At 41.6% G+C, this 22,249-nt stretch carries 17 protein-coding genes and 1 pseudogene; 7 read left to right on the top strand and 11 right to left on the bottom strand.

Going from position 1 to position 22,249, the window contains the following annotated elements; genetic code table 11:
* Positions 1–360: 360 nt before the first annotated feature.
* The 3 genes from C3Y93_RS06650 to trxA all read right to left on the bottom strand — a co-directional run bounded on the left by C3Y93_RS06650 (position 361) and on the right by trxA (position 3,001).
* Positions 361–648 carry a hypothetical protein gene (locus C3Y93_RS06650; protein ID WP_104852456.1) on the bottom strand — a complete coding sequence of 96 codons (288 nt, stop codon included), beginning with the start codon at positions 646–648 and terminating at the stop codon, positions 361–363.
* Between the two features lie 422 nt (positions 649–1,070).
* Positions 1,071–2,339, bottom strand: a complete 1,269-nt coding sequence (gene rho, locus C3Y93_RS06645; protein ID WP_004975162.1) for a transcription termination factor Rho — start codon at positions 2,337–2,339, stop codon at positions 1,071–1,073.
* Between the two features lie 335 nt (positions 2,340–2,674).
* Positions 2,675–3,001, bottom strand: coding sequence for a thioredoxin (gene trxA, locus C3Y93_RS06640; protein ID WP_104852455.1), 327 nt, complete (start codon positions 2,999–3,001; stop codon positions 2,675–2,677).
* A 271-nt stretch (positions 3,002–3,272) separates the two neighbouring features.
* On the opposite strand from trxA, the gene ppx reads away from it, so the two are divergent.
* Genes ppx through C3Y93_RS06615 form a run of 5 tightly spaced genes read left to right on the top strand, consistent with a single transcriptional unit; the run spans position 3,273 to position 8,399 of the window.
* On the top strand, positions 3,273–4,793 hold the full coding sequence (gene ppx, locus C3Y93_RS06635) for an exopolyphosphatase (protein WP_004975167.1): 1,521 nt from the start codon (positions 3,273–3,275) through the stop codon (positions 4,791–4,793).
* A 32-nt stretch (positions 4,794–4,825) separates the two neighbouring features.
* Positions 4,826–5,647 carry an acetyl-CoA carboxylase carboxyltransferase subunit alpha gene (locus tag C3Y93_RS06630; protein ID WP_104852454.1) on the top strand — a complete coding sequence of 274 codons (822 nt, stop codon included), beginning with the start codon at positions 4,826–4,828 and terminating at the stop codon, positions 5,645–5,647.
* Complete coding sequence (gene tilS, locus C3Y93_RS06625; RefSeq protein WP_104852453.1) at positions 5,584–6,930, top strand: tRNA lysidine(34) synthetase TilS; 1,347 nt, start codon at positions 5,584–5,586, stop codon at positions 6,928–6,930. Before C3Y93_RS06630 ends, tilS begins: the two co-directional genes overlap by 64 nt.
* A 30-nt stretch (positions 6,931–6,960) precedes the next feature.
* Entirely contained in the window at positions 6,961–7,788 is an 828-nt protein-coding gene (proC, locus tag C3Y93_RS06620) for a pyrroline-5-carboxylate reductase (protein ID WP_104852452.1), read from the top strand.
* A gap of 41 nt (positions 7,789–7,829) precedes the next feature.
* Positions 7,830–8,399 carry a YggT family protein gene (locus C3Y93_RS06615; protein WP_104852451.1) on the top strand — a complete coding sequence of 190 codons (570 nt, stop codon included), beginning with the start codon at positions 7,830–7,832 and terminating at the stop codon, positions 8,397–8,399.
* Positions 8,400–8,561: 162 nt separating this feature from the next.
* Here the strand turns inward: C3Y93_RS06615 and polA are convergent, their stop codons facing one another.
* Complete coding sequence (gene polA / locus C3Y93_RS06610) at positions 8,562–11,321, bottom strand: DNA polymerase I (RefSeq protein ID WP_104852450.1); 2,760 nt, start codon at positions 11,319–11,321, stop codon at positions 8,562–8,564.
* Between the two features lie 182 nt (positions 11,322–11,503).
* On the opposite strand from polA, the pseudogene C3Y93_RS06605 reads away from it, so the two are divergent.
* Positions 11,504–14,515: pseudogene (locus tag C3Y93_RS06605) on the top strand (DUF2339 domain-containing protein).
* Between the two features lie 48 nt (positions 14,516–14,563).
* On the opposite strand, the gene C3Y93_RS06600 reads toward C3Y93_RS06605, so the two are convergent.
* Both C3Y93_RS06600 and C3Y93_RS06595 read right to left on the bottom strand, forming a co-directional pair.
* Positions 14,564–15,487 carry a mechanosensitive ion channel family protein gene (locus C3Y93_RS06600; RefSeq protein ID WP_096902425.1) on the bottom strand — a complete coding sequence of 308 codons (924 nt, stop codon included), beginning with the start codon at positions 15,485–15,487 and terminating at the stop codon, positions 14,564–14,566.
* 9 nt (positions 15,488–15,496) lie between these two features.
* The gene (locus tag C3Y93_RS06595) at positions 15,497–16,318 is read right to left on the bottom strand and encodes a hypothetical protein (protein ID WP_004975182.1); all 822 of its coding nucleotides are present in this window, start codon (positions 16,316–16,318) and stop codon (positions 15,497–15,499) included.
* A 102-nt stretch (positions 16,319–16,420) separates the two neighbouring features.
* Between C3Y93_RS06595 and gspE the strand changes: the two genes are divergently transcribed.
* Positions 16,421–17,908 carry a type II secretion system ATPase GspE gene (gene gspE, locus C3Y93_RS06590; protein WP_104852449.1) on the top strand — a complete coding sequence of 496 codons (1,488 nt, stop codon included), beginning with the start codon at positions 16,421–16,423 and terminating at the stop codon, positions 17,906–17,908.
* Between the two features lie 76 nt (positions 17,909–17,984).
* Here the strand turns inward: gspE and C3Y93_RS06585 are convergent, their stop codons facing one another.
* From C3Y93_RS06585 to gigA, 5 genes are all read right to left on the bottom strand, one after another.
* A complete protein-coding gene (locus C3Y93_RS06585) occupies positions 17,985–19,076 on the bottom strand; it encodes a hypothetical protein (protein ID WP_104852448.1) in 1,092 nt (363 codons plus the stop codon).
* Positions 19,077–19,209: 133 nt separating this feature from the next.
* On the bottom strand, positions 19,210–19,635 hold the full coding sequence (locus C3Y93_RS06580) for an organic hydroperoxide resistance protein (RefSeq protein ID WP_104852447.1): 426 nt from the start codon (positions 19,633–19,635) through the stop codon (positions 19,210–19,212).
* A gap of 95 nt (positions 19,636–19,730) precedes the next feature.
* A complete protein-coding gene (locus C3Y93_RS06575; RefSeq protein WP_104852446.1) occupies positions 19,731–20,555 on the bottom strand; it encodes a carbon-nitrogen hydrolase family protein in 825 nt (274 codons plus the stop codon).
* Between the two features lie 21 nt (positions 20,556–20,576).
* Complete coding sequence (gigB, locus tag C3Y93_RS06570) at positions 20,577–21,104, bottom strand: anti-anti-sigma factor GigB (RefSeq protein ID WP_004975187.1); 528 nt, start codon at positions 21,102–21,104, stop codon at positions 20,577–20,579.
* Positions 21,105–21,217: 113 nt separating this feature from the next.
* Positions 21,218–22,186 carry an RsbU family protein phosphatase GigA gene (gene gigA, locus C3Y93_RS06565; protein WP_096902424.1) on the bottom strand — a complete coding sequence of 323 codons (969 nt, stop codon included), beginning with the start codon at positions 22,184–22,186 and terminating at the stop codon, positions 21,218–21,220.
* Between the last annotated feature and the right edge of the window lie 63 nt (positions 22,187–22,249).

Here is a 22,249-nt window from a genome sequence, read left to right as displayed (position 1 = left end):
TTTATGCTTTTTATAAGAGATTTTAGAAAGACGCTGTGATTTAGCAAGACATAGTGATTGATCTTGCAATTGAGAGACTTGAATCAAACTATGGATATGAATGAAAACACTGTAGAGCTGAACAAGACGCTACCTAAGAATTGAGCGTGGAGATGAGAAACCAAAAGGTTATATCGAAATAAATGCCGAATGGGGTTAAGTGTTTTGGTTAAATGCTTTTATATGCTGAATCATCTACTTGAAAAAGATGGATTGAGCGATTTGGAGATATTGTGCTGAGTAAAATAAATTTTAGACAAAATATTCAGAAATAAAAAAGAGAGCCATCGGCTCTCTTTTTGTACTGCATAATCGTATCGATTATTGAGCAGCAGCTTCAGAAGCAGCAGCAGCAGCGTCTACAGCAGCATCAGCAGCGTCAGTTGCAGCAGCAGCAGCAGTGTCAGCAGCAGAAGCAGCAGCTTCAGCGCCAGAAGCAACTTCTACAGCAGCAGCGTCAGCAGCAGCTTCAGCTTCAGATGCAGCTACAACAGCTTCAGATGCAGCAGCGTTAGCGTCAGCAGCAGCTTCTTCAGTTTTTTTAGCACAACCAACGAAAGCTAAAGTAGTAGCAACTGCAGCAGCAATAGCGATTTTTTTGAATAACATGGCATCACTCTCTAAAATATGAGATTAAAAAAAAACCGACGTTAGTCTGTTGTATGCTTTTATTATTCCTAAATTTTGTTAGGCACTAACAACGCAGGCGCAGTCTAACTGGTCTGCGAATATGCTATCACTGCGCTTTTTGAATTGCTACTAGGTTGATTGAAAAAAAGGCAAAAAAACGCGAAAAATACGTGCTTTTTTAACAGAAAATAACAATTAATTTGGCATTTTAGATTGGAGAGTTGCACGGTAACTGGCTAAAAACTAAAAGGTTTTTACTAAATATTTTTTTATAATCATTTACTTAAAAATAAGTTTACATATACCGCGTGCAATTGTGTCTTTATGTAAATTTTGTCAACCAAATAAAAAAGCCATCGTTTTAAGATGACTTTTTTAGGTGTTCTAATATTTATAGCCGTTTAATTGGCTGCTTTACGTTTCATTTGATCAAAGAAGTCGTCATTAGTTTTGGTTTCTTTCATGCGATCAAGCAAGAATTCCATTGCTGCCAATTCATCTTGAGTGTGTAACAATTTACGCAAAATCCAAACTTTACGCAAATTATCTTCACTCATTAAGCGCTCTTCACGACGTGTACCTGATTTTTTGATGTTCATGGCAGGGAAAACACGTTTTTCTGCAATACGACGGTCTAAGGTAATCTCTTGGTTGCCTGTACCTTTAAACTCTTCGTAAATCACTTCATCCATTTTACTGCCAGTTTCAATCAGTGCAGTTGAAATAATGGTTAGAGAACCACCTTCTTCAATATTACGTGCAGCACCAAAGAAGCGTTTTGGACGTTCTAAAGCGTGCGCATCAACACCACCTGTTAAAACCTTGCCTGAAGAAGGTACGACAGTGTTGTAGGCGCGTGCCAAACGGGTAATCGAATCCAGTAAAATCACCACGTCTTTTTTATGTTCAACTAAACGCTTGGCTTTTTCAATGACCATTTCTGCAACTTGAACGTGACGAGCAGGTGACTCATCAAATGTTGATGCAATCACTTCACCGCGCACGGTGCGTTCCATTTCAGTCACTTCTTCAGGGCGTTCATCAATGAGAAGTACAATCAAGAACACTTCTGGGTTGTTACGAACAATCGACTGAGCGATGTTTTGTAGCAACATGGTTTTACCCGCTTTAGGCGGAGCCACAATAATTGAACGCTGACCTTTACCAATTGGCGCAACCAAATCTACCACACGTGCAGTTAAGTCTTCAGTTGTTCCATTACCTAACTCCATCACCAACTGTTCTGTTGGGAAAAGCGGGGTTAAGTTTTCAAATAAGATTTTATTACGTGAATTTTCAGGGGTGTCATAGTTAATTTGATTGACTTTGAGCAAAGCAAAATAACGTTCGCCTTCTTTTGGTGGACGAATCGTACCTGTAATGGTGTCACCCGTGCGCAGGTTAAAGCGACGAATTTGCGAAGGGCTGACATAAATATCATCTGGGCCAGCAAGGTATGAACCTGCAGCTGAGCGTAAGAAACCAAAACCATCAGAGAGAATTTCTAGAACGCCATCACCAAAAATCTCTTCACCATTCATGGCATGGCGCTTTAAGATGGCAAAAATAATGTCTTGCTTGCGGTTACGCGCCATTCCTTCAAGGCCCATAAACTCGGCAATCTTGATGAGTTCGCCAATCGGTTTTTTCTTGAGTTCGGTTAAATTCATAGAGGTTCTGATAGAATTAAAATTCTGGGGTACAGGTTAGAGAGGGAGCAACATTTAGCCGCATTCATACAATAAAATGAAAGCAATTGTATTTGCACAATAACGATTCAGAGCACTGATTCATTGTTTGATTGAAAAATGTGAAAAACAATTTCTGTTGCCGAGCGGCATTTTTGTGTTGTGGCTTTTCAGAAAGAGGATGAAAGATCCTGCGTTTCCTGAGCATGCAATATAAGAGAGAAACGTCTACTTGTCAATTTGTAGGCAAAAAAAATACGCCAATGCGTGGCGTATTTTTTTCATCATCTCTATAAATAGACGATGGATCCATCGACTTAGATATTTTCGTTAATAAATGCAGTCAATTTAGATTTAGGTGCTGCACCGACTTGCTGTGCAACCACTTCACCATTTTTGAACATCAATAATGCTGGAATATTGCGGATGTTGTAGTTCACTGCAGTTTGTTCGCAAGAAGTTACATCAACTTTTACAATTTTAACTTTGCCTTGGTATTCGTCTGCAAGTACTTCAAGTACAGGTGCAATTGCTTTACATGGCGCACACCAGCCAGCCCAGAAGTCAACCAATACAGGAGTATCCGATTGAAGAACATCTGCTTCGAAGTTTGCATCAGTGGTGTTTACGATGTTGCCAGACATGGATTACGCTCCAAATAATTTTTAAGATAGCTTTAGTTAGTATTACATAGCCATCTTGAACAAAGTAGGGGAATCTGTGGATTTTCCACTCAAAATACAAATTTGTCTAATTGATCGTGACGATAACGCTAAACGAAAATGCTAATTCTGTAACACAATTGTCATATATGCAGAAAATTTAAATAGTCGTCAAATTGTGCTGATAAATGGCTTTTAAATTAGGTGTATGTGAATTACTCTAGGCACAATTCTGTCTAGGTTTGTTTGAAGAATGTCTGATTTTTTAATTGATGAAGAGTTACTCGCAGCCATTGATATGGGGTCGAATAGTTTCCACTTGGCAATTGCACGAGTGGATCATGGTGAAGTAAAAAAAGTGGCATCAATGTCAGAAAAAGTACAGTTGGCCGCAGGTTTAGATGAAAATAAGAATTTGACCGAAGCAGCTCAACAACGTGGTTTGGCATGTTTGGCGCGTTTTGTAGGACGTTTAACTGCGGTGCAGTCAAACCGTTTGCGTATTGTGGCAACCAACGCATTGCGTCAGGCCAAAAATGGACATGAGTTTATTCAAAAAGCCGCAGAAATTTTGCCTAAACCTATTGAAATTATTGCAGGGCGTGAAGAAGCCCGTTTAATTTATTTAGGCGTATCGCACACGATGGCAAATAGTGGTCGTCGTTTGGTAATTGACATTGGCGGTGGTTCGACAGAGTTGATTATTGGCGAAGAATTTGAGCCAATTCATACCGAATCTTTACAAATGGGCTGTGTGGCCTATACCAAAGCCTATTTTGCCGATGGCGAAATTAGCAAAAGCAGTTTTGAAAAAGCAGTGGTTGCAGCGCGTAAAGAATTGTATTCGATTGCCAATACTTATAAAGAAGCAGGTTGGGATACCGTTGCAGGTTCGAGCGGTACCATTAAAGCCTGTCGTCAAATTACGGTAAATATGGGCTGGAGCAATGAGCAGGAAAATCTGACTCGTGAAGGTTTAGAAAAACTCAAAGACCGTTTGCTCAAGTTTAAACATGTATCAGAAATGGAATTTGATGGTCTAAAAGAAGACCGTCGAGCAGTTTTGCCAGCAGGTTTGGCAATTTTATATGCCGTATTTGATGTATTAGATATCGATAAACTGGTGTATTCCGACGGTGCGTTACGTGAAGGTGTAATGTATGACTTGTTGGGGCGTTTTCAGCATGAAGACATTCGTGACCGCAGTGTACAGGCCTTAATGGGGCGTTATAACTCAGACCCGAAACAGGCTGGACGTGTGGTGAAAACTGCGCAACATTTATTTGACAGCGTGGCAGAATCATTAAAATTAAATAACGAAGATAGTGACTTATTGCGTCGTGCTGCGTACCTACATGAAATTGGTTTAGCCATCAGTCACAGCAGTTATCATCGTCACGGTGCATATTTATTGCAACATTCGGACATTCCCGGTTTCTCACAAATTGACCAAAACTATCTCTCGCATTTGGTCGGCAACCATCGTCGAAAGTTGCGCCAAGACGCGAAAACAGAAGCACTGAAAGCGGGTGGCAATAAAATTGTTTACTTAAGTTTGTTGCTTCGCCTTGCAGTTTTGGTCAACGCAAGTCGTAGCGATGCGATGCTTCCTGCCATTGAATTAAGCATCCGCAATGCGCAACAATGGCAGCTCAGCGTGTCGGGTGATGCCAAACAATGGCCATTGCTTGTCGCTGAATTGCACGATGAACAAGTGCAATTCAAGAATTGGGACATTGAATTGAATATTCAGTCGGAACAATTTGTCGATTAAGATTTGGTTAATTTAGGGATAACAGTCGACTTATGAAAAAAGCTGCTCAATCTAAAGCATGGAAAACCGTGCAAATTGCACGTCATCCTGAACGTCCGCAATTTCTAGACTATGTGGGTGAAATTTTCACTGAATTTGATGCCTTACATGGCGATCGTTTATTTGGTGATGATGGTGCAATGATCGGTGGATTGGCACGCTTTGATGGTCAGCCTGTCATGGTGATAGGTCAACATCGTGGTCGCAGTACCCGCGAAAAATTACAACACAACTTCGGGATGTGTAATCCAGAAGGCTACCGTAAGGCACAGCGTCTTATGGATATGGCAGAGCGTTTTAATCTGCCAGTTTTCACTTTTGTTGATACGATGGGTGCATACCCAGGTGTAGGTGCAGAGGAACGTGGTCAGGCAGAAGCGATTGCGACCAGCTTAGCGCAATTGTCGAACTTAAAAGTACCTGTAATTGCTACAGTATTGGGCGAAGGTGGTTCAGGCGGTGCGTTGGGTATTGGCGTGGCTGACCGTGTGGTAATGTTGTCACACAGTATTTACTCTGTTATTTCACCAGAAGGTTGTGCGTCTATTTTGTGGAAAACTGCAGAAAAAGCCGAACAAGCCAGTGAAGCATTGGCATTGACTGCAGAAAAACTGCAAAAGATTGGTATTGTAGAATACGTGGTTGATGAAGGTGAGGGTGCGCATTTAAACCCTGAACAAGTCATGTACAGTCTGAAAAATGTGTTAAAAGAAGCTTTGGATGAATTGCAAGCGATGGATGCAACACAACGATGCGAAGAACGTTACCAGCGTTTAATGAAGTTTGGCAGCGACAATTTAGGTCTAGCGTCTTAAGCCAATTACAGGCTTTTTCTGCACAGACAAAATTTTTAATCGGATGTAGCGGCGGCATGGATTCCATGCTGCTACTGCATCTTTTGTCGTTTTTGTGCCCTGAAAAAGTACGCGCGATTTATATTGATCACCAATTGCAAAGTCCAAGCGCAGCGTGGGGCACATTGGTGCAAGCCACCTGCCAAAATTTAAATGTGCCGTGTGTGCTGCAAAAAGTCAGTGTGTCTGAGGGTAATTTAGAAAATCAGGCACGTCAGGCGCGTTATCAGGCCTATATGCAGCACTTAGATAGCAACGAAGTTCTAGTATTGGCGCATCATCAGCAAGATCAGGCAGAAACCGTATTGCTGCGTTTGTTTTCAGGCGCAGGTGTGCAAGGACTTGCTGCCATGCAAGCTGTCGATGTGCGTGATGACATCAGTATTTGGCGTCCGTTATTGGATATTTCGCGTGAGCAGATTTGCCAATGGAGTGCTGAATTAAAGCTCGATTATGTGCAAGACCCAAGCAATCAGGATGTGCATTATGACCGAGCTTGGGCAAGAGAAATATTGTGGCCTGTCGTGCAACAGCGTTTTCCTAAAATGCAGCAAGCTGTGACGCGTACTGCAAACTTGATGCAAGATACTGAAAACATTTTGGCAGAAGTTTTGGCGCAGGATTTAGCTGCATGTGGCACAGACTCGCAGTTGAATTTAATTCAGTTACAACAATTGTCTTTGTCACGGCAACGTCAGCTATTATCGGCATGGATGAAAGGACAGGCACAATATCGCCCAAGTTTTGATATGGTCGAACGCTTGCAACGTGAGGTGATTCAAGCCAAAGCCGATGCACAAGCGGCATTACATTGTCAGGATTATTATTATCTGCGTTATCAGCAACAATTATTTCGTTTGCCGAAAGCGGAGTATTTAGCTGCAGAACATTTTGAGGCAGAAGAACAAGTGTTATGTTTGCAGGCAGATCAGACTTTTCAAGTGTGGTCTGGCTGTTATCAACTGCAACAAGCCAAAGTCGGTTTATCTGCAACTTTGCTGAATCGTCCGTTAACTTTACGGCCACGTTTGGGTGGTGAAAAAATTCATTTGTATGGTCGGGTGGGCACATGGCCACTGAAAAAAGCCATTCAGGAAGCACAAATTTTTCCGTGGACGCGTCATACAATTCAAATATTAAGCCTAGATAATGTTATGCTAGGCGTTTTTAGCCCCAAAGGCTTTTGGCTTGCACAGTCGGACTATTGTGTCGCAGATGGATGGCAACCGAATTTAGTCTCTTAACGACAAAGAACTCAACGAAGAGCGTGAATCATGAGTGCAGTATTGAATTGTAATATTAGTTTCATTGGCGGTGGCAACATGGCGCAAGCCTTGATTGGTGGTTTGATTGCCAGAGGTTTGCCGCCAACCCGTATTACAGTTTCAGACCCTGTAGAACAAGTGCGTGAATTATTAAAAGAAAAAGATGTGCATGTCACTGAGGATAATTTGGCCGCGATTGCAGATGCAGATATTGTGGTATTTGCAGTCAAACCACAGGTTTTGGCACAAGTATTGCGTCCATTGCACGGTCAGTTTGAAGATAAACTGGTGATCTCGATTGTTGCAGGTGCAGAAATTTCAACGATTGCGAATTTATTGGGTACTGAGCGTGTGGTACGTGTCATGCCAAATACCCCTGCTTTGGTACAAACTGGCGCACATGGTTTATATGCAACTGAGTATGTAGATGCCAAAGATCGTGAATTGGCCAGTCAGGTTTTGGCTGCGACAGGTTTAACGATTTGGGTAAACTCAGAAGCTCAAATTGATGCAGTGACTGCAGTATCAGGTTCTGGCCCAGCGTATTTCTTCTATATGATGGAAAGTATGATTCGTGCAGGTAAAAACTTAGGCTTAGATGAAAAAGTTGCTACAGCACTTACTTTGCAAACAGCATTGGGTGCCGCACAAATGGCAATTACCAGTTCGAATACGCCTGCAGAATTACGTAAAAATGTGACTTCACCCAATGGCACTACGCAGGCGGCCATTGAAGTATTTGACCATGCGCAAATTTCACAAAATATTCAGGCAGCATTGGCTGCTGCAAAAATGCGCAGTCAAGAATTGGCACAAGAGTTAAGCGACAGCATTTAATAATTGAAAAACAACGAATTTAAATTTAGGAAAGTTCAAGTATGGGTGCAAATTCTGCGCTAATTTTTGGCATTATCATTAACGTAGCAATTTTGCTCGTCTTCTTCCGTTTCTTAATGCAGTTGGCTGCGGTTAGCCCATATAACCCTGTGGTGCTTTCAACCATCAAAGCCACCAAAATTGTAGATGTATTTGGTCGTATATTTCCAACTGTAGCCAAAGGTCGTGTCAATTCAGCTGCCTTAGCTTTGTTGGTGGTGTTGTATTTACTTAAAATTTTCGGGGTGATGTATCTGAATGGGGCTATGCCGAACAGTCCGATTCACTTGTTGATTCTGACTTTTGTGACCATGATTCAGGATTTAATCCGTTTCTGTCGCTATCTGATTTTTGCGACTATTATTTTAAGTTGGGTGGTCATGTTTACCCAGTCTCGTGGGCCTTATATTGAAGTGATTCAAGAGTTGGCAGAGCCGTTATTAGCACCATTTCGTCGTTTATTGCCGAACATGGGCATGATTGATTTGTCGCCAATTATTGCATTTTTGGCTTTATATATCGCTGAAATTATTATGAATCAGGTAGCGATTGTATTGCTGACTGGCTTATAAGTCGCATTATTCTAAAACATTAAAAAGGACTCAAATCGAGTCCTTTTTTTGTAGTTTAAGTTTGGGCTGACGACCTTAATGAGTCTTCAGAAATACAAATAACCTGCATCCTGACCTCCTTCTAGGCGAAGGAAGGTGCTGAAAAAAGAGAGCGCAACGACTTTAGTGCGCTTCATCCCAGTTATTGCCTTTTCCGACTTCCACCACCAATGGTACAGAAATTTCCACCACAGATTGCATGACTTCTGCCAACTTCGGCGCGAGTTCATCTGCCGCATCTGCATCGACTTCAAATACCAATTCATCGTGTACTTGCAGCAACATTTTGGCTTGCGCTTGCGGTAACATTTTGTCGACTTCAATCATCGCCATTTTAATAATATCAGCTGCAGAGCCTTGTAATGGCGCGTTAATTGCCGCACGTTCTGCCGCTTTACGTACCATCATATTACGTGCAGCAATATCTGGCGTATAGAGGCGACGACCTAAAATAGTTTCTACAAAACCTTGTTCTAGCGCGACTTGGCGGGTACGTTGCATATATTCATAAATGCCCGGATAACGCTGGAAGTATTGCTTGATGTAGTTTTGTGATTCTTCACGGGTAAACCCAAGCTGACGAATTAAGCCAAATTCCGACATGCCGTAGAGCAGACCGAAGTTTACCGCTTTGGCCTGACGACGCTGATCTGAGGTTACGTCTTCTAAGGCAATACCCAAGACTTCTGCCGCAGTACGGCGGTGCACGTCTTGTCCATGGTTAAAGGCATCGAGTAGGGCATCATCTTGTGAAAAATGTGCCATTAAACGCAATTCGATTTGCGAGTAGTCGGCTGCCAACAACACGCGACCTTCAGGTGCGACAAAGGCTTTACGAATTTGACGACCAATTTCGGTACGAATTGGAATGTTTTGTAAGTTTGGATCAGTAGAAGATAAACGCCCTGTTGCAGTCAAAGCTTGGTGATAACTGGTATGCACTCGATGCGTATCGTTGTTGGCTTGTTTCAGTAAGCCATCGGTATAGGTGCTTTTGAGTTTAGATAAACCACGGTAGTCTAAAATTAAGCTACTGATCGGATGCTCAATTTTTTCCAAGACACTTTCACTGGTGCTGTATTGACCTGTTGCAGTTTTCTTGCCGCCTTTGAGTCCGAGTTTATCAAATAGGATTTCACCCACTTGTTTTGGTGAGCTGACATTAAAGTTTTCACCTGCCAATTCTACAATTTGGTTTTCTAAATCTTGCATAGTTTGGGCAAAATCGACACCCAATTGATCTAAAAATTTCAGATCAAGCTGAATGCCGTTTTCTTCCATACTGGTCAGCACACGCGCCACAGGCATTTCGATGTTGTGCAAAATATTGACCAATTCAGGATGCTTTTGTAGCTTCGCAGACAGCACTTCATATAAACGATACGTAACATGCGCATCTTCTGCAGCGTAGTGCGCAGCCGTTTCAATTTCAATTTGATTGAAAGTTTTTTGCTTGACGCCTTTGCCTGCAATTTGCTCATAAGATGTGGTCAGGTGGCTTAAATATAAGCGTGCCACATCATCCATGCCGTGACGGGTTGCGACAGAGTTAAGCACATAAGATGCCAACATGGTATCGAAATACCAACCTTGTAAATGAATACCGTGATTTTCAAGCACATGCGCATCATATTTTAAATGATGCCCAATTTTATCCACCGCATTATTTTCTAAAATAGGTTTGATTTGTGCCAAAACCTGATCACGGTTGAGCTGCTGTGGTGCGCCCTCATAATCATGCGCCAAAGGTACGTAATAGGCATCTTTGGCATCGAACGCGATAGAAAAACCAACAATTTCTGCAACGCGATAATCCAGACTGGTGGTTTCTGTATCAAAGGCAAAACGCTGTGCAGTTTGCAAGCGTTGCAGCAAAGCATCCCAATGCGCCTGATCTAAAATGGTGTGGTATGTTGCTGCACCGAGTTGATCATCAACACTGCTTTGCGTGGCTTGATCTTCAGTTTCAATTTCATTGGCTGTCGGTGCGGCGACTGTTTTTGCAGCTTGTTTATAATTGCTGTTATTTGGATTATTTGGATGATCGAGCGATTGTAATTGATTACGGAATTCTAGCTCGGTATATAAATTGCGTAAGGCTTCAACATTAGGGTCTTGTAGTTTTAGATCGGCATAACCAAAGTTCAGATCAAGGTCACAAACAATGCTGGCGAGTTGATGATCTAGCGCGATGCCATCGGCATTGTCTTTAATATTTTGTCCGACTTTGCCTTTAATATGATCGACATTTTCTAAAATCGCACCAATCGAGCCATATTCGGTCAGTAGTTTTGCAGCAGTTTTGGCGCCAATGCCGGGCACGCCCATAATACCATCGGAAGCATCACCCATGAGGGTCAGATAATCAATAATTTGATGCGGCCATACGCCAAACTTGTCAAATACAGCCTGAATATCCATTGGCTTTTCTTTGAAGCTGTCTTCAAGGGTAACTTTTTCAGTCACCAACTGCGCCATGTCTTTATCGCCCGTAGAAATCAGTACTTGCTGTCCTTCGGCTTCGGCACGTTTGGCTAAAGTTCCAATAATATCATCGGCTTCTGCGCCTGGTAGCATGTAAAGTGGAATACCCAAAGCACGAATTAAAGCATGTAAGTATGGAATTTGCTGAGAAAGTTCCTCAGGCATACTTGGGCGGTCACCTTTATAAATTGGCGATAGTTCGTGACGGAAAGTCGGCTCAGGCGTATCAAAAATTACCGCCATGTGAGTAGGCTGAGTACGACGCATCAACTTTTGAATCGCAGAGATCGCACCACGAATAGCATTGGTATGTAAACCAGTTGACGTGGTTAATGGTGGTAGTGCGTGAAAGGCACGAAATAGAAAATATGAGCCATCGACCAAGACAAATGGTGGCATGGATTGATTCCTTCTGCAAATAAGCAGTTTATTGTACGTGATTTTTGCAGTTGTCGCAGAAACTGATTTTTAAGGCAAGTGTTGCAGACGCACAGTTACCGAATTGCTGATGAATCCTGATTCAGAATCGTGCTGTCTGTTGTATGATCGGAGCCATGACAATATCAATAAAATGAAGAGCAATGCAGACAGGGCAGAATGAAATTCGAATCATTTGGTTCATGCTATTAATCATAATTTCAATTGGCGCATGGTGGCTCGGTGTGCCGATGCTGAGTTATATCTGTGCAGTTGCTGCGGTGGTCAGCGTGATGTTTTTTGTGGGACGAGTGCAGAACTCACTGGAACAGGTTGTGGATGCACAGTCACAAGTACAACGCCAAAGCTCTAAAACTCCTTTATATATCGCCGCTTTTATTGCTTTTTTAGGAATATTGCTGGATTGGTATTTACTGACATCTATTGCTTTAAGTGCATGGATTTTTATGTTGTTGCGATGGTTGCAGCGTTTGGAGCAAGGACTGTATCAATTACAGCAATTACAAAGTGCCGCTAAGCTTCAGGCGCATGCTCAAAAGAGCTATCCTCAAAAGACCAATGCTCAAGAGAAAAAGGTTCAAACGCAATTCGCAGAGCATATTTTAGCCAATACATCTGAAGTTGATGCAAGTCTTTCATCAGTTAAGGCAAATGTGGATGATGGTGTTATATCAACCGCTTCTCAACCTGAAACCATCGCTATTCAATCTGATTCCACATTATCGAGCGAGCCGAATTCTGTTCGGGAACAAGCAGCTCAAGTTTCTTATCCATATCAAGACCAAGAGTATCTACATCAAGAATATTCAGCTCCAGATTTAGCCAAATCCTCAAGGTCTGTTGCACCTTTTGCAACTCAGTCGCGCTCATCAAGTAACAGTTTATTGCAACAAGCTCAATCATGGCTGATACATGGTAATCCTGTATTAAAAGCAGCAATTGTAGTGTTACTCATAGGCGTGGTGTTACTGCTACGTTTTGCTACTGAACATTGGCAATTTAGTTTGGCAGTGAAACTTTTGTTCGTTGCTGGCGTGAGTGCAGCAGTGACAGTATTCGGTTATCTGTTACGCAACAAAAATCGCAGCTTTGCTTTGGGTGTGCAAGGTTTGGGGTTGGCTGGGCTGTGTCTGACCTTATTTTTTGCCTATTACAATTTGGTCATTCCAAATTTAGCTATCGCCAGTCTGTGTTTTATTGTGGTGATGTTGCTCACGCTCTGGCTGAGTTTAAAACAACAATCAGTCGAACTTGCCCTCATGGCAATGCTGATTGCGTATTTCGCACCGTTTACTTTACCTGTTCGTAATGCAACAGCCATTGAATTTATTGCCTATTATTTGCTGATTAATATTTCGGTTGCCATTTTAAGTAGTTTACGTCCGTGGAAATATTTAAATCAAATTGCGTTTTTAATGACGGTTGTGGTGGGTGGCAGCTATGCCTTTTATCATGGTTATATCTTTGAACGGCAGGTGCTAACGCTTTTAGTTTTGGCGCATGCGGCTATTTTTATTTGGTTGGGTTTTCGCTTTAGTCAGCTTTTGGCACAGGAAGATGTCGCCACGTTTCAGCTGAAACCTATTTTAGACCTTGCCTTGATTTTTGGCGCACCCATTGTCGGTTATGCCTGTTTATATCTGATGTATTTTGAAGAAACAGCAGAGCAGGCAGCCTTTAGTTTGTTATTTGCGGTGGTTTTTGCAGGTTTGTATTGGCTGACCAAACAGCATCGGCAGACACAATTTATTGCACAAAGTTATTTCAGTTTGATGCTGATTTTTAGTGTGTTGATTCCACCTATTTTACTGCCTGAACAATGGAGTGTCATTGGTTGGGCATTACAAGGCGTGGCTGTGTTTATTTTTGCCTTTATTCAATATTCTAAAATTAGCCGTTATTTGGCACTAGGTTTGTTTGCCGTAGCGGGCTTATCTGGGCTGTATTATTTAGTAGAGTTGCCTTATTTCGAGCGCAGTATTTATTGGGTACTGAGCCTAAGTTATGCCACGGTTGTGGTGTTTTCCAACAGCCGTGCAGCTTTCAGACAACAACTGAGCACAGCAACCACGAGCGTACTGTGTTTAATGATGTTGTCTGCAACCAGTTTATGGCTATGGTTAGGTTTAGATTACTTTGATGGAGAACTTGCAACCGTACAGACGCTTTTGGCGGTTGTGGTCATTTATTTACTTATCAACGAAGTACTACTTTCTCGTCAAGCGACATGGTCATGGCTATTGCCCAAATGGTTAGGTCTAACGCCAGTTTCGCTCACTGCAGCAGGTTTATTATTCAGCCGTAGCTATGATGGAGCGGTGCATTGGGTTTCGGGTACTGAACGTCTGCTATTTGCCTTGTTTGCAGGCGTGCTCAGTGTGTTGTGGTTGCGTCCTTTATGGACTGTCCGCAGCGACAAAGAATAGCTGAATTTAGGACTGTTACCCATTTTGGCGATGGCGAGTTTAACGCTGTTACCACAGCATCCGTATAGCAGCGTGGTGATTTTACCATTGCTCTTTGCGGCGTGGTGTTGGTGGCAACAACCGGATTCAGATTGGCGTAAATTTTGGTATGCGCGTAGCAATTTAATCTTCATGTTGATGTGGATGCTATGTTCACAACTGTTGACTGAACACGCATTTTACGGCTATGTACTGCCTATTTTGAATCCATTTGATTTGGTCAGTATAGCCATGTTGGTGGCTATTTTGTGGATGTTGAATCTGCAACGCAAAACCCATTTAGACCAAGGCTTGGCAGCGGTAATTATGGTCTTGAGTTTACTGTGGCTAAGTAGTTATGTGCTATTACGTGCCTTACATCTGTATTTGGGAACGCCAATCAACCAAATTGCTGTTTGGCAAGATGCCACTGTGCAGCTCAGTTTGACCTTGCTTTGGGTGAGTTTGGCTTGTATCGCCATGTGGATTGCCAGTCTGAAACAATTACGTGCCTTGTGGATTTTAGGCAGCAGTATTTTGGTGATTGTGACCTTAAAATTGGTGCTTTTAGATTTATCTAATATTGGGACTTTAATGCGCGTGCTGTCATTCTTTGCTGCAGGTTTAGGTATGCTACTGATTGCATATATCGCCCCAATTCCTGAGCCAGATCTCGCAAAAAACAACACTTCGCCGTCTTCCAAAGCTTGAGCAGATCCTCAAGTTTAGTTAGAGGCAAAGTGTCGAAGACTGAAACGATTACTTTAAGTCAGGTTCTCGTTTCAGTGCTTGGGCATTGGCATATTGATCAAGTTCTTCATTATTTAAAGGGCGCGATAAAGGATGATCAACAAAACCCATTTTGGGTACAGGAATTTCGATTTGGTTGTCTAGGAAACCATTACGGATACGTTCCTGCATTTCATCACGTACCTTTAAAAAGTTTTCTTGCTGACACCACACCGCAAACAACAATTCAATTGAAGATTCACGGAAAGCTGTAACTGTCACCGCGGGTTTAGGGTCAGACAGCACGAGCGGATATTGATTGGCGACACTGAGCAACACTTCACGCACTTTAATAATATCTTCGTGAAAATTAATCGCGAGGGTAATGGGCACACGTCGGATTGGAAACTTGGACAAGTTATGCACGGGTGCACGAATCAATTGTTCATTGGGTAAACGCACATAAATATTGTCTTGGGTCAGCAATTTAACTGAAAGTAAGTCAATTGAGATCACTTCACCTTCAATGGTGTGTCCGCGAATCAGGGTGATTTGAATGGTATCGCCCACTTCAAAAGAACCTTCGCCAATCAGGAACATACCACTAATTAAATTGGATGCCGAGGTTTGTGAGGCAAAACCTAAAGCCACGGTTAAAATACCCGCTGCACCTAAAAACACGCTGAGTTTAAAGCCTGCTTCTTTCAGGCTCGCCATCACAAACAGCAGGAAAATAAAGTAAAAAATCCCGCGTCGCCAAACTAAGCGTTGATGCGCATTAAAACGTGCGCCAATAGTGCGTACAAAAGTATTGGAAACAAAACGTGCAATTAAGAAACCAATCAAAGACAATACAATTGCGACCAAAATTTCGGTCAGACGATCTGTATTGATACTGGTAAAAATTCCTTTGAGGCTGTTGGTGATTTCTTTGGAAATATTGGAATCTGCCATAACATCCTCTTAGAAAAATGAATCAAACATATTAAATAAAGCACCTGCCGTTTCACGCGGTGGTTGCAAATAGGTCACTTCACCTGCATGTGGCGGGGTGCGATTTTCAATCCGAATTCGTGGCGGGCGGTCTAAACCTTCATGCATCACTTTAATTTGTGAAGTCCATAAACGACCTGTACTTTCGCTGAAAAATAAAGGCAGCGCAGGCACAGGCACATTCATTCGGTCAAAACGCAATTGTTGATTGCTGGTGTTGTGAAATTCAATCGGCGTGACGGCACGAAATGCACGTGGTTTTAATTGATGTAATTCGGTACGGCCATCGACTGCTGTGGCATAGCAAATTTCACCTGTACGATGATTGGGGCCAAACCAAGTATCTTTCGGGCGAATAATCGGCAAATCAAAAATGGGTTCACGTTGACCATCGACAAAGGCAGACATCCACAACGGTGTGCTGATATACAAGGTGCCGCGTTGCCCCGCAGGAATATAAATTGGATCGACAGGTTTAATCACCACTGAACGGTCTGCCAAACGAGGCATGAGCTGTAATTTACTTTGTGTAGATTTGAACATATAGCGTTCAATTTTCACAGGTTGTGGAAAGGCAAACTCAGGATCATCAATGTTATGCCATTGCTGTTCATAATCGTATTGAACCTGCGGGCGATAATATTCCAAACGCCATTCTTGCATACCACGGGTCAAACGTACTAAGAGTGAGCCAAATTGCCACGTTTTAGGACGATTGAGCTCAAACTCATAGTCACCCCACCATTTTAATTTAGCCGAATCAGTTTCTGAAATCTCATGATTTTGTGACAATGGCCTATCCCTTTCTTGATAAATCAGCGAAAACAGACTTCACGCTGTCATACGCTTAGAGTACACTCAAATTAAATTTTTTCATCATTATTATAATCGCTGATGCAAGTACTGAAACAATTACAAATACCGTATAGCTTTGCCAAACGCCATGGGGTGTTAATTCGTTATGAGGGCGATCATGCCTTTATTGTACGTCGTGAAAATACGCCGATGCTTGCCATTCAGGAGGCGCGTCGTTTTTTGGGGCATCCTGCACAGCATCAACTTTGTAGCGATCAGGAATTTCACCAATTATTAAGCAGCAGTTTTGCAGGTGATACAGGCGAGTCGCAGCAAGTCGCTGCGGGATTGGAAGATCACCCTGACTTGCTTAGTTTGGCAGATTCAGTTCCTGAAGCAGAAGACCTGATGGATCAGGAAGATGATGCACCGATTGTACGTTTAATCAATGCTTTACTGTCTGAAGCGATTCGGGTTGGCGCATCGGATATTCATATCGAATCTTTTGAGAAAAAACTGTCAGTCCGTTTGCGGGTCGATGGTCAGTTGCGTGAAATCGTGCAACCGCGCCGTGAACTTGCGCCTTTATTGGTGTCACGTATTAAAGTCATGGCAAAACTGGATATTGCCGAAAAACGTATCCCTCAAGATGGTCGTATTTCGCTCAGACTAGCAGGTCGTGAGGTCGATGTACGTGTGTCAACGCTGCCATCTTCGCATGGTGAGCGGGTGGTAATGCGTTTGCTGGATAAGCAAGCAGGTCGTTTAAACATGACGCACTTGGGGCTGATGCAAAATGATTATGAGCGCTTAAAGCAACTGGTACATCGACCACACGGGATTATTTTGGTTACAGGGCCGACAGGTTCGGGTAAAACTACGACTTTGTATGCCGCATTGTCAGACTTGAATGATGGTTCTAAAAATATTTTGACCGCAGAAGACCCAATTGAATATCAGCTGGAAGGGATTGGGCAAACACAGGTCAACACCAAAGTGGATATGACCTTCGCACGTGCTTTAAAGGCGATGCTGCGTCAAGACCCAGACGTGGTGATGGTGGGGGAGATTCGTGACTTAGAAACTGCCGAAATTGCGGTGCAGGCGTCTTTAACAGGTCACTTGGTATTATCTACACTGCATACCAATACTGCCATTGGTGCGGTTACCCGTTTAAAAGATATGGGAATTGAGCCTTTTTTGCTGTCAAGTTCCTTAATTGGGGTTATTGCACAGCGTTTGGTGCGTACCTTATGTCCACGTTGTGCAACATGGCATGAAGCGGATGCTTTTGAAACAGAAATTTTCCGCCATTTAGATGTCGGCACTGAACTGAAGTTACCGCAACCCAAAGGTTGTGAGCACTGTTCACATACCGGATTTATCGGGCGTACTGCCATTTATGAAATTGTCCCGGTCGATGATCAAATGCGCCGTCTAGTGCATGGCAATGCTGCGGAATATGAAATTGAAACCTATGCGCGTAAACAGTCGGGTTCTATTCGGGATGATGGTTTGCGCAAAGTGTTGGCCGGTAAAACCACATTGGAAGAAGTGCTTCGAGTCACCAATGAAGCGGCGGAGTAGAGAGTTTTTCTGTAATTTTTAAATATAAGATGTACTTATAAAGTGCATCTTATATTTTGGTAGGTATGAAATTAGCTTATTTTTCTAAAATCTCTTTTATTTCCATTTCTAATCTTTCATAGAATTGTTCTAAAGTCATATTCTTAAAAAATCTATTTCTATTTACATATGGCAAAGCTTCCTGCATCAATTGATTATATAAAGGATCATTAACATACTTTGCTAACACTAAACGTGAGATAGCACCTAGACCTGTGATATATTCTTTTTCATCTCCATGATTCAACCACTGATTTAAAGTTTCCAGATCTTTATGTTTTTCTTCATCATAAATTAAAAAATCATAAACTTGTTGTAACACGTGCTGCAATTGTTGTGGATCATTAAAATGAATTGCTTCCCCCTCTATTCCATGAATATTGGGTAAATACTGCAAGGTATGATCATCTATAAAATGTTGGCGTAGTATACGGATTGCTTTTTCTGATGAAATTTGAATATAACTTCCCAAAGCAATTTGGCTATATGCTAAAACATTTTTTTTACTTGAACATAGTATTAATATACCTTCATATATTTGATCATTAAAATCTCGATGATATATAGTTTCGTTAAATTGATTTTTTTTTCTCTGCTTTATAAAATTTAAAGATTCTTTATTTAAATCTAACCACTGATCTGCAAAAATACTGAGCTTCTCTTGTGTTTGTGGTATAGCTTTAAATTGTAATAACTGTTCTCTTGATACTGCTTCGACAGAGCTTAACATCTGTTCAATACTTTTCTGATCGGGGAAAATAACATCCCGACTAAAAAACACATAATGTTTTGCATCAAAAGCAACGAGATTATACTTACGTAGTGTATCAACCAATATTTTATAAAGGTATTTACTTTTTTCCTGTATATATTCGATGACAAAAACATTTGTAGAAAAATTAAAAAAGCCTTTTACATTACTAAAGAACTGGATAATTTCTTCATCGAAATTTTCTGCAAGTTCAGGATTAGTCACAATACTTTCAACTTCAATGAGCCAATTTTTCAGATTTTCTGTAAAACCTAAATCTTGAGGATTGGTTGCAAAATATTCTGCCTGTTCTAATGTAGAAATTGTTGTTTGAAAATGATGCTGTTCAGCATCCCATACATAAAATAACGCAGACATTTCTTATAAACTCGGTTTTAATTATTCGTCTTATCTTATTTATGTTTGAAATATAAGGCAATATTTTTTATAAAATTTATTTTGATAATTTAGGAAGCTACCCTAAAACATTTTGTTTTAGGGTAGGAGTTCATCAGGTAATCGCATTTAACGTTACATTGATATTGCCACGTGTTGCATTGGAATAAGGGCAGACAATATGTGCAGCATCGACCAATTTCTGTGCCTCGCTTGCATCCATACCCTCAAGATGAATATTAAGCGTCACTTCAATACCAAATCCTGTTGGAATAGGGCCGATACCAACATCACCTTCAACATAGGCAGCAGGGGCAATCGAAATTTTATCTCGGTTAGACACAAATTTCATTGCACCTAAAAAACAGGCTGAATAACCAGCGGCGAAGAGTTGTTCAGGATTCGTACCATTACCTGTACCCCCCATAATTTTCGGCACCGCCAATTGAACATCTAAATGACCATCGGACGTCGTTGCACGACCATCACGACCACCAGTGGCTTTTGCATGGGCTGTATAAACTGCTTTTTCTAAAGTCATTTTTCTAATCCCTCAGATGATGGTTCAAAATCATATCGTGGGGGATTTTGTTTAAATAATATTCAGTTTTTTTGTAATTTTATACAGAGTGAAAATCAATATTGAACCAAAACACGGTGCTGCATCAGTGGCATTGATGCACGAATCTGTTGCTGTTCGTCTAAGTCAAAAGGAACCGTGAGTAGTTGAGCGCCTTCTTCTGCGGTGATTGCTAAAATTTGACCGCGGCTGTTGCTTGCTCCAGCATGCCCCCAAGTTTGACGCTTTTCACCATGCCAACCTTGTTGTGCGGCACCCAGTACAGCACATTGGCTATCCATGGCACGCGCCTGCAAGAGCAATTGCCAATGCATTTGACCTGTGGTGTAAGTAAAAGCCGATGGCGCAGTTAAAATATTGGCGCCTTGCGCACGTAAAGTTAAGGCCAATTCAGGAAAGCGCAAGTCATAACACACCATTAAGCCAATGTTGCCAAACGGTGTTTTCGCCACAACGACTTCAGAGCCGGGTTCAAAAAACTTAGATTCCTGATAACCACCAACAGAGTCACCAACTTGCACATCAAACAAATGAATTTTGTCATAACGTGCTTCAGTTTTTTCTGGGCTAATACATAAACTGACCGTACGCACACGACCATCTGCAATTGTTGAACCATCAGGGCGATATGGGCAGGGCAATGTACCCGCCACAATCCAGATTTGATATTGATGTGCAAGCTGTTCCAAACGCTGTTGAATACTTTCAAACTGTGCCGCGGTTTCGCATTGTTTGCCTGCTGCAAAGCAAACAAAGTTTTCTGGAAAAACGATCAGTTCTGCACCATCGGCTTTACTTTGTTGAATCAATGTTTCAATGATTTTGAAGTTTTCCTCAATATCATTTTGTGAGTTCATTTGAGCAACAGAAAGTAAAGTCATCAAAGCATTCCTGAGTGAAGATCAAGCGTTCTGCTGATTTTGCTCAGCACATTGATCGAGATTATCTTGTTCTTTTTGTAGCTGTTTCACCAAAGGTTCGAACATATTTTGGTTGTTTTCATTCAGCTTCATGAGGGTTTTATGGGCATCTAATACCGTAGTGAGCATATTGCTATGCGTGACGTGTTCTTCTACCAGCTCACGCGTGCAGACAGTTGGGTCACCACAGTAATTTAAAATCACAAACACCTGTCCTAAGCCCATGCTATTGGCGAGCGTAGTAATGTCTGGATTAGTAGAGAGCATAACTGCTTGAATGTTATGGATTTGTTTCAGTTTTAAGCCTAGCTTAGCCAATACACCTAAAACTGTACTGTCAATAAATGTAGTTTGGGTTAAATCTACAATTGCACCCACCACATTAGATTGCTGTTCAATTTTACTGAGTAGTTTGTCTAGACTAATACAAGATTGGGCACGCACTTCGCCAAAAAGCTTAAAGATATGCGTTCCATTCAAACTTGCATATTCAACATGACCTGTTGACATATAAATGCCATTTGCAGAGAAGGATTAGATAATTATCCCATAGCGACTATATAGACTCAAGTGGCTTACAGTCGTATATCTTGGGTTGAGAAGTTAACTGGCTGATTTATTGGTTATTTTGTTCGACACAAACTCAAGATCGCAATATCATCTGCTACATGATCGGGGGCTTGGAATGATTGATTTTGCAAGTGAAAGACCAATTGTTCAAACTGTTCATTCAAACCACCACTATAAGGTTCTAACGCACCATCGGAGCAGATAATAAACCGCGCCTGTTTATTTAATACGCACTCAAATTCCTCAACTTCTAAATCTTCAGTCAGTCCCAAAGGAAAACTACTGGTATTTAAAATTTTAGGTGCTTGATTGGGTTCGATAATAATGGCAGGTGGATAATGCCCCGCACTCGACCAACGCAGTTCGTGGGTTTCAATATTTAAAATCCCACTAATCATGGTGATATGCTTTTCAATATTTTCTTGAACCAACATGCCATTCAGCTTCTTAATCAGTTCGCGTGGTGTTTTGGAGCGACCATGAAATGCAGCCATCCAAGACGTTAGTAAACTACTAGTTACACCATGCCCAGAGACATCGGCTAAATAGAACATGATTTCTTTATCACTGATTTTCCAGTAATCAAACCAATCGCCCGACAAATAAGCCGAAGGCTTAAATAACGTATCTACACGGTAGTTGCACAGTTCGATAGGATTGGGCAGTAATTTTTTTTGTAGTTCAGCAGCTGAAGGTAAGTCGCGGCTGTCTTGATTGCGTTTATATTGTGCGTCTATTTTGCGTAAGGCTTGTGGTGGATTTTCTGGTAAACGACTCCACAACCAACCTGCTAAAGCGCCTTGTTCCCATGCTTGCACCAATGCTGTGCCTTCATCTTCAAAGGCCAATACAATCGTGGGTAAATTCCATTGATGTGTTAAATAATCTTGCACATCGGCAATTGCAATAATGGTTGGGTCATACAAGCTGATGTCATCTATGTGAATCATTTGCACACTAGGAAGTGTGTCGAGCACCTGTTCTAGATATGGAATATCACGTGTGGGTTGAATGAAATACATAGAGTTTTGTGTTGACCCTGAACCTAAACAAAGCGTTACTATAACAATGCCTGAATACTCAAG

It is taken from the genome of Acinetobacter sp. SWBY1, from assembly GCF_002946595.1.
In the GTDB taxonomy this organism is placed as follows: Bacteria; Pseudomonadota; Gammaproteobacteria; order Pseudomonadales; family Moraxellaceae; genus Acinetobacter; species Acinetobacter towneri.
This window is presented reverse-complemented; position numbering and strand designations above follow the sequence as displayed.